Source organism: Secundilactobacillus muriivasis (assembly GCF_054785195.1).
Genome location: NZ_BAABMI010000078.1, coordinates 1 through 14,513 on the forward strand (window position 1 = coordinate 1; position 14,513 = coordinate 14,513).

The following is a 14,513-nucleotide window of genomic DNA, read 5'->3' on the forward strand; positions in this document are numbered from 1 at the left end:
CCCGCGTATGACTAAGGCACTCGCACCCCGAACCCCACGGGGCACGACTGCCCAAGTCATACCGACACTGCTGAGCCTCGCGCGCCTCCGCCTCCCGTTACATGGTGCGCTGTTAGTAACTCAACTGTTGACTGCAACAATCTGGAGTTAACGAAACTGCATAACGATAACGTTGGACAGTAATTCAACAACCGCAGAAACGATAGTGGGCAATGTTCAGTAACCACAATGAATCAACGGTTGTGCGATACAAAATCTGCCAGTCATGCACCACGTTAGCGTGGACTTAATGCAGTTGCGTTGACATTCAGACATCCGTTACGATTCTAAAGTGTTAACTGATGATCAATTCCGTCGTTTGTCGAATCAACGTCAGTCGTTGCAATACTGCCGCAAGCCGCGCAGTTAAACACTTGAGATAATCTGCAATATTGCCGAACTGTGCAATGCGAGATGCAGGTAAGCGACTAGGTGGATGCTGTGTCGCGATAATTGGCGGTTGTTGATGGTCTTCCAACAACCGCCAATTATCGGGGACGAATCTAAGACTCGCACGGGTTTTGGCGAGGCTTAGATTCGAGGACTGAGACCGCCCTTTGGCTCAGGCCGGCCCCACAGCAGGAACCTAGCCGCTTACCGGAATCGACAGTTCACGCAAATCACCGTACTTCACAAACTAAACATGCTTACGCTAGACACAAACGACAGCAAAAGAAGCATCCGCCAAAAAGCAGATGCTTCTCCATTGAATCTACTCCGTCAACGCAAACTGATGATCCGCTAACCGATAAGCATGGTCGCACGCTTTGGCAACATCGGATTCATGCGTAATGATGATGACACACTTGTTTTGTTCATGTGCCAACTGTTGAAACAGTGCGACAACCTCTTGGGTATTCGCTTCGTCAAGGTTACCCGTTGGTTCATCCGCAACAACCAGGTTAGCATCGCAGGCCATCGCCCGGGCAATCGCCACTCGCTGTTGCTGGCCGCCGGATAATTTACCGACATTTTTCGTCATTTGCTCATCCGTTAGCCCCAGTTTCTGCAATAAGGCTCGCGCAAAGGCCTGATCGCCTTTATGACTGGAATCCGTAATAGCTAACGCCGTTAAAACGTTATTTAACGGTGACATGTAGGTCAGTAAATTATACGACTGAAACACAATTGAAACGTCGTGTTTGCGATAGTTCGTCAGGCCGATTTGTTGAATATCACGCCCATCTAATTCGATCGTGCCCTCTCTTGGGACATCCAATCCTGCCAGTAATGACAGAAACGTGGTCTTACCAGACCCACTTTGACCGATCACAGCGTAGGACTGACCGACTTCAAACGTTAAATTGACGTGTTGGAATAACGCATTTTCCGGTCGGTCGTACCAGTAACCTAATTCTTTAATGTTGAGCATCGTTTCACCGCTTTCCTTAGTCTAATAGGATCTTCTTGGGTTGGAGTCGTAAAATACCGCCGGCCGCAACCACAACTGCGAGCAGGGTGATCACAAAGCCCATTGCACCCAGTTTAATCAACTGAACTGCTGAGAGTTTCACCTTAAGGGTCGTCTTCGCCGCCTTAGCGGATCGACCACCCATCTGGTGCATGCCGCCACTTGGCGCTTGACCACTTGGCCGACTGCCAGTTCCCATTTGACCACTAGGGCCACCGGTTGATTGAGTATTAGTCGTTTGTGATGTCGTCTGTTGACTGACCAATTGATTACCGAGCTTATTACCGATAAATTGACCACCGATGCCGGCAATCACTAAACTGACGACCAATACCATAGCTAATTCCACAAACAGCTGGCCAATAATCTTGACTCGGCTTTCGCCCATTGCGAGTAACACACCAATTTCATGTCGGCGTTCGCGAACTTGGAGCATGATGATCAGTGCTAAGATCACTGTTCCGGCGATGGCGACTAACCAAACGATCTTATTAGCGAAGGATTTAATGTTACTCATCGACGCCTTAACCGTTTGGTAACTGCTGTCGTCAGCTGATAGGCTGTATTTGCTGGTGTTAATGAGTTGCTTACCTGCTTTTTTGACCTTGCTGATAGCACTTGGATTACTAATGGTGAAGGTTACAGAATCCGCCGTGTTGGCGTACTTGCTGCCCTTAACCGTATTGGCAAAGGTCGTTGACGTGTAAATCGTGTTGGCTGGATCACTGGCACCCGGCCCCATCGTGGTCGTTGCTGATGATTTGGCCTTGTAGATGCCGACCACTTTGAGCTTGTAAGTCTTGCTACCCGAAGTGGCTTTGACCTTGACCGTATCGCCGACTTTAAGGCCATCCGCCTTCGCCAGTTCCGATTCGATCATCACGTTATTGGTGCCGCTATCGGCACTGGTGAGTTGCCGACCGGATTTTAACGTGTTGGTCTTATTGCTGAACGAACTTGAGGTTGCCGTGTTGGTCACCCCGGTGACAGTGATGTCGCCAGTGCTACTACTGCTGCTCCCGAACCGACCGCCCATCATGTTTGAACTAGAACTGGTCGAAACCGTATCGAATCCGTCAGCATCAACCGATGTGCTGACCGTTGCGTTGTAACTTGAGACGTTGGCTAAAGCCGCAATCTTCTTGGCATCGCTGAGTTTCACCGGTGACATGGTTAACTTCGGGCGACTACTACTGCTTGATGAACTGCTCTGCTGCATTTTCTTAAATGCGGCTTCCCGGTTAGCCGATAACGTCAGGGTCGCCCCAACGTTGGCTTTCGCCTGCTTGGTAGCGCTATTGGCAGCACTGTTGATCAACAGACCCGCAAAAACAAATAACATAATGGCTGACATCACGATCAGCATCAGCAGCGAGCGCCCCTTCTTAGCGGTCAAGCTCAACCAGGCACGTTTCACGAAGTTCATGCGGTCACCTCCGCTAGCTGTTGCTTAAAACACTGAGTATCATTCATGAAAACTGCATCACCTTTCCGTTTTATTTTTAGGCATGCTTTGTTTATACAGGTGGGGGCTTAATTTAAGCTTAAAAGGCAGAGTGTGAAAAAAATCGGTTAGGGGCCAGAATATAAGGCAGCAACGGCGTAGATTCCCAGTCTTGGAATTTACGCCGTTGTTGCCTTATATGGCCGGCCCCTGATTTTTTTCACACGTTTCGGCTATGCCGCCAACACCTGCCAAACGCAAAAAAAGGCCTCGCCAACTCCCTCAGAAATTGACGACGCCCATCTAATACGCTTTACTTTAACTTCAATCCGCCGGCATAATCATACTAGCAATCACATAAACCACGCACCCACCAACGATCCCCGTAAGAAAGGTCGCAATCGTATAAATAATCCGAACTAGGGTTGGCTCCCAATCAAAATACTCACTGACGCCCCCTAAGACGCCTGTGAAAACCCGATTCTTGGATTTAACTAATCGTTTTTGCATGGCGATTCCCCCTTTAATGGCAACGCAATCGTTTTATAAACACCAGTTACTAACCTTAGTGTAACAGGTTATCGGTGGTTCAGCGACTAATTTAGTCACATCAATCAAACGGGCGACACAGGAGTGCTTGCCCCTATGTCGCCCGTCTTATCGTTCGTACTACTATCAAGACTAAAAACGTTTCAATAAGCCTACTTACACAATTGAATTTCTAACCAATTTTACATTCCGCAACTTCGGCGTGAGCCACAGATACAACCACTCGCAAATCTGTAACCAAGCATGGCCCAGTAACATTGCGCCAATCGTATCGGTTGGATAATGGGCGCCTAAGTAAACTCGTGACCATGCCACTAAGATCAACCACAAGAATAGGAGGGTTCTGACAACGACCCATTGCCAATAGTTGCGTAACATTGGCACCACAACGATCCAAAGAATCGCTACGATGATGGTCGTGCCAAACACGTGACCACTTGGGAAACTAAACCCATCATCCGCAGCCAAGTGTCCCAGAGGACGTGCCCGCCGAACGATTTCTTTAGCGATAAACGCAACTGCGTCCCCGCCAATGATCGTTCCTAACGCCCACAACGCCGGTATTTTATATTTAAATCCCCACAGTAAAAATGCGATGATAAAGACCACAATGAGGTCCATCTTGGGACTGGCAATTGCTGTAATCGCCCCGTAAATCGCATCCTTGGTGCTTGAACTATGCTTCTGGACGAGCTGGATCATAACGCCATCCAAAAAATCTAATAATCCTGAATGCGCCATGACGAACGCTGCCAACACAGCAAACAAGCCACCACTCACGAGCAAGCGGAATGGCCGGTCGCGTTCTTGTTCAATAATCATCGATGATTCCTCCAATTTTCTAACAACCTTAAAACATTGCACGTTCGAGTATAGCATAAATGTGACTAAGCTTGCGGGCAACTTTCAGGCCTTAGCAGAAATTTTAACAGTCTTGATAAGCGCCTTAAAGTTTGATGTAGCTATCCGGTTACCACTGCCAGTTTTCACCTTAATGCTGTTAATTCTATGTCTCGGTTTTATTATTGGTCATATCGTTTAAGCTTCACCATCAAAAAGAGATGCGCACATCGCCTTTTCAAGTGATCTGCACATCTCTTTTTTGTCGCTATAGTTTCGGATTATTTCGGTGTTCCCGTCGCCACTCGTTTGACAGTTTCAACATGACTTTGGCCTGCAGCCGGTTAAACAACTCCGCTAACAAGAACCCAAACGCAATGGCGCCCGCAATCTCCGCCACCTGCAAAAAGTAGCTCATAGCTTCGGCGTTATCACCCAAGGCAAAATTCTTCACCATTTGATACGCCTGTCCACCAGGCACAAACGGGACCATACTCGGAATATTAAAGTTGATCACCGGCATCTTGAGCCACCGCGCCGCCTGCATACTAAGAACGCCAATCAGTAAAGCCCCGATTAGGTTAGCAATAGCAATGCCGGCGCCTGCTTGCAAGCACAAGAGGTAGGCCAAGAAACCCAGTGTACTGATAATCCCCCCGGCATTTAACCCCCGCCGTGGCACGTTGATCAACACCCCAAACGTGACGGTGGCGAAATAGGTGAGTATTAATTTAATGATCATCATCCACATTTGCTCACCCTCACAAAATCTGCAGGATCATCGCGATCCCACTCCCAATCGCCACCGCGCTCATCAGGGCTTCAATCCCTCGCGCGATACCACTCACCAAATCACCAGTCAGCAAATCGCGTACGGCGTTGGTCAACGGTACTCCGGGAACCAACGGCATCACGCTACCAATGATAATATCATCCACGCTGTTGCCCCAGTGAACGTGCACTGCTAAAATCGCTAACAAGCCAATCGCAACTGCTGCTAAAAATTCACTTAGAAACCGAACTTGTGCCAGTTTATTCACGGCGTAAAAGACACCCCAACCAATCAGCCCAATCAAACAGGTGATCCAAAAGTCCGGAAAGTTGTTTCGAAAGACCACTTCCAACGTCCCACTGACGATTCCAGCTGAAATCAGTTGCATCCACAACGGGAAATACCGCGGGTGCGCTTCTAGTTCGGTTAGGTCTGATTCAAACTCAACCAAATCAATCTCCCCCGCCGCAAACTTCCGCGATAAATCATTCACCCGGGTGATTTTCTCTAAGTCGATCGTCCGCAAATTGATGGGTTCAATCTGGGCATTCTCCTCATCCGAAATCGACATCATGATTCCGGTGATCGTCACGTAAACCTTACTCTGTGGGTAACCTGCGCTGACGGCGATTCGGTGGATCGTATCCTCAACCCGCGCAACTTCTGACCCATTTTCAATCATGATTCGCCCCGCATGTAGCGCAGTCTTAATCAATTGGTGTCCCCTGGTTCCCACATTGTTCGCCCCGTTTCGTTTCTAATCTACTAAGTTAAATTATAGCTTAGTCGTCCTTGCTTTACCCACTTTATTTGTTGATTTTGACAAATTGGGAGCAGGGCGCTGTTTTTGATTTAGTCCTGAGCATACTTACGTTTGTGTCCAGCGTAAGCATGCTTAGTTTATGAAACGCAGTGATTCTGGTTTTGTATAGCGGAGGAATGCCGCGGGAGGCTCCGGCGCTATGCGGAGCTGGAACGCAGCTTCCAGGCTTCGCCGGGTCGTCGCTCCGGAGCTCCGCGCGCCTCCGCCTCCCGCTACATAGTGCGCTGTTGTCAACCAGAACCGCTGACTGTCACATCTTGAAGTTGACGAAACTGTGTACCGGCAACGTTAGACAATAACTCGGCAACTGCAGAAGCAATTGTGATCAATGTTCAGTAACCGCAATGGACTAACCGGTTGCGTGATGCCGAGCTTCATCAGTTGACCGTCACGTCTATGTTGATTTGATAAGATGACGTTACTGTTCAACGCGATTTGAGATGTTCTGCGACAGTACCGAATTGCGCAATATGAGATTCCGGTCAGCGACTAGGTGGAAGCTGTGTCGCGATAATTGGTGGTTGTTGACGAACTTCCGACAACCGCCAATTATCGGGGACAAATTGAAGACTCGCACGGTTTTTGGCGTGGCTTCAATTTGAGGACTGAGACCGCCCTTTGGCTCAGGCCGGCCCCACAGCTGGAACCTAGTCGCTGACCGGGATCGTCAGTTCACACAAATCACATTTCACAAACTCACATCAATGACGCTTACACTGGACACAAGCGTAAGTAAAAAACGTCTGACCAACGACAACATTGCCGTCAGTCAGACGTTCCACTATTCAACAAAAATATAATGAGCTGCTTTATACCCAATCGTCAGGTTCTGCTTATCGGTTAAGTTCTCAACCAGCACAGGCCCTTCAAACGGATCATGTTTCTTGACCGTCAACTGATCGCCGATATCAAGTTTGATATCTCCAAGATACGTCAGTAGGTCATGGTTATCGATAAAGCGGGAAACCGTGACCGTTTCGCCATCCGCAACATCGTTTAAGATGAGGTGGGTTTCTTCATCGTAGTGGCCCGTCCGATCAGGAATGATGCCACCATGTGGACAGTGAGTTGGGTGCCCCAACGCATCATCTAACGCGTTGGCTAATCGTTCACTTGTCACGTGTTCCAGTTTTTCGGCTTCAACGTCGAGGTCGGGTAATGGGTATCCCAAGCGTTTCACCAAGAACGTTTCCCACAGCCGGTGATTGCGAACCAGCACAACGGCGGCATCGATTCCGCGTTGCGTCAGCGTAATGCCCGCATAAGGTTCATGAATCACGTAGCCTTCTTCGGCCATTTTACCAATCATTTCGGTAACAGATCCTGCTGCAATGTTGAGACTAATTGCGATTTGCTTATTTGAGACCTTATCAGTGGCACCGCCCAACTCAAAAATAATTTTGAGATAGTCCTCTTTCATGGGCGTCATACCAGTTTTTGCCTTTTCCATTAACACCGTACCTCTCGCTACAACTTATCTGTCAATTTTTCGTTTAAAATCAGGCCTTCGTCTTTGCCGCGAACATCTTCCGCTTGAATCGTCACGTGACAAATACCGTATTTTGCCGTCAAAACGCGTTCAATTCGGTGATAAATCACCTCAGCCTCACTGAGCTTCATATCCCGCATATTGACGTGGGCCGAAAACATGATCCGGTTCTCATCGATCATCCACACGTGAATGTGGTGCACGTTGGTGACGCCATCAATCTTCAACAGGTCGGTTTTGATGGCCTCGTAGTCCATCGTCGGCGCACCCTGCATCAGAATCGTGATGGTGTGCCGGATGATTGGCCACGATTCCACCGCAATATAGACGGCAACGATGATCGTGATAATCGGATCAACCATAGTCACATTGTACCACTGAATCAGTAATCCGCCGATAATAACTCCAAATGATGAGAGCGTATCACTCAACAAATGCAGATACGTTGCCTTCATATTTAAATTATGCTTGGATCCCCTATGAAGCAGCCAAGCAGAAAGTAAGTTGGCGATTGCCCCAACAACGGCCACAATTAACATAATGTCGCCCTGAATGGTTTCGGGATGCCGTAAACGCCGGACTGCTTCAATCACTAAGAAAGCGGAAACAACTAATAGCAACATGGCGTTCAATAAAGCAGCGAGGATCTGCGCTCGACCATAGCCAAACGTATTGCGGTCATCCTCACTTCGTTGGCTGATCCGGTGAGCGAAGTAACCGATAGCAATTGAAAAGGTATCACCTAAATTGTGAACCGCGTCAGACAGCAACGCTAAACTTCCGGAAAACAGCCCACCAAAAATCTCCAGCACCGTAATGCCAGCGTTGAGCAATGTTACACCCAGAAATTTTTGTCCAGACAAGTTATCCTTTTCAGCCATCTCGCTCACCCCTTATCCCTTTATTATCGCACATTTTGAAGGAGACGAGAAGCGTAACTAAAAACCCCGAAGGAATAACATACATTCCGTCGGGGCTGTTATAAATCGTTAATTTAATTTGCATAAACCGTTGCAGCTGACTTAGTCAATTTTTCGTAAGCAAAGTCCTGAACATCCGTCAGGTCATCCGCCTTCACTTCAACAGTGCCGGTCTTGGTGAAACCAGCCTTGTTGATCACGTGTTGCATGCCAAGGTTTTCAGGGTGCGTATCGATCCGCACGCCCTTCACTGCTGGATGCCGGTCAATTTCATCAAAGATGGCCGCCAGCAATTTGCCAGAAAGCCCCTTACCGTGGTGGTGACTCGACACTGCGACCCGGTGAATGGCAACGTAGCTGTTTCCAGCAGTCAACCACTGACCATCAATTTCTTGATAGCTTTCATCTGGCGCTGGAATCACCGCCGCGGTCCCCAAAACATCGTAACCATCCACTAACACCATTGTGCGACCATTTTGAATGTCATCCACTAAGACGTTAGTGTTCGGATAATTACCCTGCCACTGATCAATGTGTTGGGCGGCCAACAGTTGTTTACCATCCTGAATAATTGACTCGATTTGTTGTAGATCTTTCATTTCTGCGCGACGTAATTTCATACGTTACCACCTCACCGTTTTTATAAGATTGTGCTATCTTAACGCGATTTCAAACAGGTGTCTACCAAAAAGAATCAATTAATTTCTAATATTTCGGTTAACGTTTTTCTAATTTCAAAACGTTGATTTTAGCCAGTTGGAAGCGATTCAGAATTGAAATTCTTATTTGCGTTTTGAGTGGTGATTGTGCGCAAGCCGTGTTTGAACGACATGACAACGACCATTCAATAATTATTGATGTCTCAATCAAGCCCCTTTTCGCCACGTACCAAGAAAAGCTAACCGCAGCTTTACTATCGAGTGCTTTGGGCGATGCTCATTTCGATTACTTTTGTTTTCGGCGCCATTTTTGATTTTCGGTTTATTTTTTTAGACGGCATTATGAGGTGGGCTAGTTTGTCGTTTTTTGGCTACTGCGCCGAAACGTGCGGAGAAAAACAAAGCGCTGCATGTAACGGCGTCCCAACTAAAGCTACCAAAAACCGGTAGCTTTAGTTGGGACGCCGTTACACTCCGCTCTTTAACCGTTTTTCTCCGCACTCTAAAAGAAAAGCCCGCCACCTTAACTTCGATGTCGGACTTCCCTCAGTAGTAGACTTGGCAACCGGTTCTGAGAAAATCAATCTCTTAATTTTCACTTACCCGTCATTCAGATACGGTTACTGGCTTAGCTTACACTAAGCACTCAAAGCGCATTCTAGCGCCATCCACGGCAAATATTGTCAATGTTTAGCGGCGACGATTATCAAACTACGATCAAAGCCAAACTTCAAAAGTATTTCCAGGACCGGCTGTAACGGTCTACTACTATAGTAAGAATACCATTTAATTGCTCATAATCACACTATTTACTGCTCTTTTTGGGTAACTTTCATCAAGGCACCGTAGAGTACCATACTAATGATGATCACCACGAAGGTTGCGCCAATCGTGTCGGCAATCATTGGCACGTGCTTCAAGCCCACGTAGCACACAACGGAAACGGCCCAAGTCAAGATGGCTAACCAGTTGACCCCACCTTGATACCAGTACTGACCCTTAACTTTGGTGAAGTCATCAATTTGGTATCGCTGGCGCCGTAGCCAGAAGAAGTCGACCAAGAAGATTCCGATTTCCGGTCCCAGCACCATTCCGATGCCGTCTAAAAATACCGTAAAGACGTCCAAGAACGACGCAACAAAGATTGGTAAGAACGTTACCGCAGTCGCAATTAACGTCACGATCCAAAGACTGACCGTTAAACTGATTCGCTGCGTCATGTTGGTCAAGGCCGACCCCGCGGACATCAAGTTAACCGCGTTGGCCGTGGTACTAGTCAGGATAATCACGATCATTGCCAAGAACCCTAACCCCAACTTGCTGGCAATCGTACTTGGATCCGAGTTATTAGGATCAAAGTGGTTCAGCGTAATCGCCGTCCCGATGGTGGCAATCAACCCGATAAAGGCGAACCAGAAGAGGCCCACGTTGGCCCCTAGGAAGGCGGCGTGCGTGGCATTTTTCTTCACGCCGGTAAACCGAGAAAAATCACTGGCAGCCGTCACCCAAGCGAGGTTAAAGGCGGCCAAGACGTCAATCGCTGCCCCAGACGTCATCTTTAGGTTGTGCGGTGGTTGCCAGCTCATAATGTCATGGAAGGAGACCGTTTGAAAGACCACGATGGTTTCCCAAACCACAAAGATCACGACGAGCACGATGCCGACCCGCTCGATCAACTGAACTGAACGTTGCCCTAAGGAAATACTTAATAAATGGAAGATACTCATCACAACGATGCCAACAACGAGCCCTAACGTCCCGCCCGGCTTACCATAGACTGGCCAGCCGAAGATATCATGGAAAAGATAACTCATCGAGGTCGCGGCAATAAACGTATTAACTGCCGCCCAGCCAATGAATTGAACCATGTTGATGACGGAGGGCAACAAACTTCCGCGAAGCCCAAACGATGCCCGAGTCAGCGTCATGGCCGTTAATCCGGTTTTGTAACCCATAAAACTGGCAGCTGCTAACAGTAAGTATGACACGATTCCCGAAATAATCAGTGCCGTTGACGCCGTCATGAACCCACAGGCAGCAATCACGCCACCAATGTACCAGGTCCCGTTATTCGCGTTGGCGCCAACCCACGTTGCGAACATATCCCAATACGACATGTGCCGATTTGCCATCGGAATGGCGGGCACCCGCCCTAAACCGTTCTTGGTTGCCATTGTTGTATTTCCCCCTATTAATTAAACTAAGCTTCGTTAACGGCGTGCTTTGGTAAAATCAAGTTCATCAAAATACCCAAGACGGTCACGATCGATAAACCTGAGAAAGTCAAGCCGGCTACTTGAAGACTGGCGTTCCCGATCCCAATCACTAAAATCGTGGCAGAAATAATCAAATTACGCTTTTCGTTAAAGTCGACGTGGTTATCAACTAAGACCCGAAGACCACTGGAAGCAATTACCCCGAATAATAGGAAGCTGATCCCGCCAATAACGGGCGATGGGATACTTTCAATGAGGGCGCTTAGCTTACCAACGAACGAGAATAGAATGGCAAATAATCCGGCACCGGCTAACATGTAAACGGAGTGCACTCGCGTAATGGCCAACACACCAATGTTTTCACCGTAACTGGTGATTGGCGGGCCACCAACGAAACTGGCAATGATCGAGGCAGTCCCATCACCAGCTAAGGTGTGGTTCAAGCCAGGATCTTTAAAGTAGTTCCGGTGAGTCAATTTGTTCAGCACCATGATGTGCCCCATGTGCTCCGTCATCGTAACGAAGGCGATCGGTGCCATACTCAAGATGGCATCCACGTGCCAGGTCATTTTGTAAGTTAAGAATGGAATCTGGAACGCCGGCATTTTGAACCAAGGTGCGGCCATAACGGGGGCAAAATCCACCACGCCGGCAAGCGCAGCAATGATATACCCACTCACGATCCCCAACAAAATTGGAATCAAGCCCAAGAAGCCCTTCATAAACATGTTGAAGAAAATCGTAATCAGTAACGTGGCAATGGCGATGCAAAATGACGTTAAACTGTAGTGGTTGTTGACCATCGTGGCGTTATTGGCGGCACTACCGGCCAAGGATAACCCGATGACCATGATGATTGGTCCCACGACGATTGGCGGCAGCGCCTTGTCGATCCAACCCGAACCGATCATTGAGACCAGTAAACTGACAATCAGGTAAACGACCCCAACCGCTAACGTCCCCTGTGCGATTGACGGATACCCAGCTGACTTCATCAAACTTTGCATGACCACGATGAACGAGAAACTTGACCCCATGTAGGCTGGAATCTTGCCCTTGGTGATCAAAATGTACATCAGGGTCCCAACACCGGAACTGAAAAGTGCGATTCCGGGATTTAACCCCACTAAAATTGGCACTAAAACCGTGGAGCCAAACATTGAAAATAAGTGCTGAATCGATAACCCGACCCACTGGCCAAGTGATGGTCGTTCCCAAACATCAAGTACCGCATCTGGATTACGGTAGCGACCTTCTGACTGTTGCGACATACCCGTTTCCTCCTCGCCCTCTCACTTGGCTTCGGCGTGCTGAACGAAAAAGCACCCCTATGCCCGCAGGTATAGAGGTGTCGTTTTAATTTGGCTACAATGCGCCAATCGAACGTCCCTTCTTAGCCTCACGGGACCAAGTTAAAAGGTTTCATATTGACTGTAATTATAGTGATTCTCTCATGGTGTGTCAATGTTAATTTAATCAATCTTCAATCTGACGCCATTCGGCCTCGTCAGCTCGGGAAATATCATTCAGGAATTTCAACACGCGTTGCGCGCGCTTTTCCTGATTCGCATAAAGTTGGTTGAGTCCCTGGCCGGTGGTCATCGGCGCACTTAGGCTCAACTGCTTGTCGTGGCGTTCGCCCTGAGAAAAGGCCACCACCATGTGATCGTCATCGATCATCGTGAACAAGAAGAAACTACTAAACGGATCATCATCTTGAAGATAGGCTGGCATGGCCCAGATACCTGATTTAAGTTCTCGTAACTCAGAATCGCCGAACCGGTAATCCAAGTGGGTCTTCTCCGTAATCGGCGTTTTTAAAAATAACATCATGTGGTTAAATTGTTCATCACCCAAGTTTAACGTGGGTTCGTTGGTTTCCGTCAAGTTATTACCTCCAAATTGCTGTTGCAGTCATCGCTCCATTCTACCAATAATTCGGGGTGAGGCAAAGTCCGGTGACTTGCTGATGACACGTTGCTTTCATGGTGCGTTCAAGAATCCGAAAGTTTTTTTAATTAACGCCAATAAATTCCGTTTTTTCAACATTCTAAAATACTGCCCACTCTAGACCTAGCGGTGTTAACCAGCTAACTGGTACAGTTAACCTAATTCGCACCAACTTAAAAATAAATCCGTCACAAGGATTGACGAACATTCAATTTTCGAGTAAAGTACAAGGCAATCAAATAACCAAAAATAATTCAGACTGGGAGCTGACTTTTTGATGACAACTTTAGCAACTGAAATCGCCGGAAGAACCTTTGACAACTGTTTAATGAACGCTGCGGGGGTCCGCTGCCAATCGGTAGCCGATCTAAATCAACTGATCGATTCCACCGCTGGCGCTTACGTGACCAAGAGTGCCACACCGGTAAAGCGGGCTGGTAACCCCTCACCACGGATGCACACCCTGCCAAAGGGTAGCATCAACTCAATGGGACTACCTAACGAAGGCTTAGACTATTACTTGGACTTCGTCTTACAAGACCAAGCCAACCGTCCCGGGACCACCAACTTCTTATCCGTTGCGGGGACTAGCTTAGAAGACAACTTAAGCATGTTGCACCAGATTCAAGATTCCGCCTACACCGGTTTCGTTGAATTGAACCTCTCTTGCCCAAATGTCCCCGGACATCCACAAGTTGGTTACGATTTCGACCGGGTTAAAACGGTGTTGACCGCGGTATTTGACTTCTACACCAAGCCACTTGGCGTTAAATTACCACCCTACTTCGATTTAGTGCACTTTGACCAAATCGCCGACATCTTGAACCAATTTCCACTAACTTTCGTGAACTCGATCAACAGTATCGGTAACGGTCTGGTTATCGACCCCCACGCCGAAAAAGTTGTGATTAAACCTAAGGGTGGCTTTGGCGGCATCGGCGGTGCATTCGTTAAACCAACCGCTTTGGCCAACGTTCGCGGCTTAGCCCTTCGCTTGAAGCCAGAAATCGCCATCGTTGGGACCGGCGGCATCCTCAACGGCCAAGACGTCTTCGAACACATCCTCTGCGGTGCCTCCATGGTTCAAATCGGCACCCAGTTCGGCTACGAAGGCACCCAAATCTTCGACCGTATCTCACAAGAACTTACCGCCATCATGGCAGCTAAGGGCTACACTAGCATCAACGACTTCAAGGGTAAGCTTAAGACCTTTGATGACTAATTATTGAACTTAATCTGACTCAGTACTCTCGACGGTGCTGGGTCTTTTTTTGCTTGTGTCCAGCGTAAGCATTGGTGCGATTTGGGTGTTGGCTGTTTGTCATCGCTTCGCTCGCCAAAGCCGCATGAAAACCGGCGCTCTCAGTCAACAAAATTCGGCGCCACTTAAACTGTTATTTC

General features: G+C 48.0%; 13 protein-coding genes. 1 reads left to right on the forward strand and 12 read right to left on the reverse strand.

Going from position 1 to position 14,513, the window contains the following annotated elements:
- Nucleotides 1-751: 751 nt before the first annotated feature.
- From ACYVR3_RS14960 to ACYVR3_RS15015, 12 genes are all read right to left on the reverse strand, one after another.
- The gene (locus ACYVR3_RS14960) at nt 752-1,411 is read right to left on the reverse strand and encodes an ABC transporter ATP-binding protein (protein WP_461244869.1); all 660 of its coding nucleotides are present in this window, start codon (nt 1,409-1,411) and stop codon (nt 752-754) included.
- Between the two features lie 16 nt (nt 1,412-1,427).
- Nucleotides 1,428-2,876 carry an ABC transporter permease gene (locus tag ACYVR3_RS14965; protein ID WP_461244870.1) on the reverse strand — a complete coding sequence of 483 codons (1,449 nt, stop codon included), beginning with the start codon at nt 2,874-2,876 and terminating at the stop codon, nt 1,428-1,430.
- Between the two features lie 342 nt (nt 2,877-3,218).
- Nucleotides 3,219-3,404 carry a PspC domain-containing protein gene (locus ACYVR3_RS14970; RefSeq protein WP_057151912.1) on the reverse strand — a complete coding sequence of 62 codons (186 nt, stop codon included), beginning with the start codon at nt 3,402-3,404 and terminating at the stop codon, nt 3,219-3,221.
- A 195-nt stretch (nt 3,405-3,599) separates the two neighbouring features.
- Nucleotides 3,600-4,265, reverse strand: coding sequence for a phosphatase PAP2 family protein (locus ACYVR3_RS14975; protein ID WP_461244871.1), 666 nt, complete (start codon nt 4,263-4,265; stop codon nt 3,600-3,602).
- 286 nt (nt 4,266-4,551) lie between these two features.
- Nucleotides 4,552-5,034 carry a threonine/serine exporter family protein gene (locus tag ACYVR3_RS14980; protein WP_156405724.1) on the reverse strand — a complete coding sequence of 161 codons (483 nt, stop codon included), beginning with the start codon at nt 5,032-5,034 and terminating at the stop codon, nt 4,552-4,554.
- Nucleotides 5,035-5,044: 10 nt separating this feature from the next.
- A complete protein-coding gene (locus ACYVR3_RS14985) occupies nt 5,045-5,770 on the reverse strand; it encodes a threonine/serine exporter family protein (RefSeq protein ID WP_461244872.1) in 726 nt (241 codons plus the stop codon).
- Between the two features lie 889 nt (nt 5,771-6,659).
- Nucleotides 6,660-7,307, reverse strand: coding sequence for a metal-dependent transcriptional regulator (locus ACYVR3_RS14990; RefSeq protein ID WP_054736958.1), 648 nt, complete (start codon nt 7,305-7,307; stop codon nt 6,660-6,662).
- A 38-nt stretch (nt 7,308-7,345) separates the two neighbouring features.
- Entirely contained in the window at nt 7,346-8,248 is a 903-nt protein-coding gene (locus ACYVR3_RS14995; protein ID WP_461244873.1) for a cation diffusion facilitator family transporter, read from the reverse strand.
- Nucleotides 8,249-8,361: 113 nt separating this feature from the next.
- A complete protein-coding gene (locus ACYVR3_RS15000; RefSeq protein WP_461244874.1) occupies nt 8,362-8,907 on the reverse strand; it encodes a GNAT family N-acetyltransferase in 546 nt (181 codons plus the stop codon).
- 848 nt (nt 8,908-9,755) lie between these two features.
- Nucleotides 9,756-11,120 (reverse strand): cytosine permease, encoded by a 1,365-nt coding sequence (locus tag ACYVR3_RS15005; protein WP_461244875.1) that lies wholly within the window; start codon nt 11,118-11,120, stop codon nt 9,756-9,758.
- 26 nt (nt 11,121-11,146) lie between these two features.
- Complete coding sequence (locus ACYVR3_RS15010) at nt 11,147-12,433, reverse strand: uracil-xanthine permease family protein (RefSeq protein ID WP_461244876.1); 1,287 nt, start codon at nt 12,431-12,433, stop codon at nt 11,147-11,149.
- Nucleotides 12,434-12,638: 205 nt separating this feature from the next.
- Nucleotides 12,639-13,049: a hypothetical protein gene (locus tag ACYVR3_RS15015; protein WP_461244877.1), complete on the reverse strand. Its 411-nt coding sequence runs from the start codon at nt 13,047-13,049 to the stop codon at nt 12,639-12,641.
- A gap of 340 nt (nt 13,050-13,389) precedes the next feature.
- Between ACYVR3_RS15015 and ACYVR3_RS15020 the strand changes: the two genes are divergently transcribed.
- The gene (locus tag ACYVR3_RS15020) at nt 13,390-14,334 is read left to right on the forward strand and encodes a dihydroorotate oxidase (RefSeq protein ID WP_461244878.1); all 945 of its coding nucleotides are present in this window, start codon (nt 13,390-13,392) and stop codon (nt 14,332-14,334) included.
- The last annotated feature ends 179 nt before the right edge of the window (nt 14,335-14,513 follow it).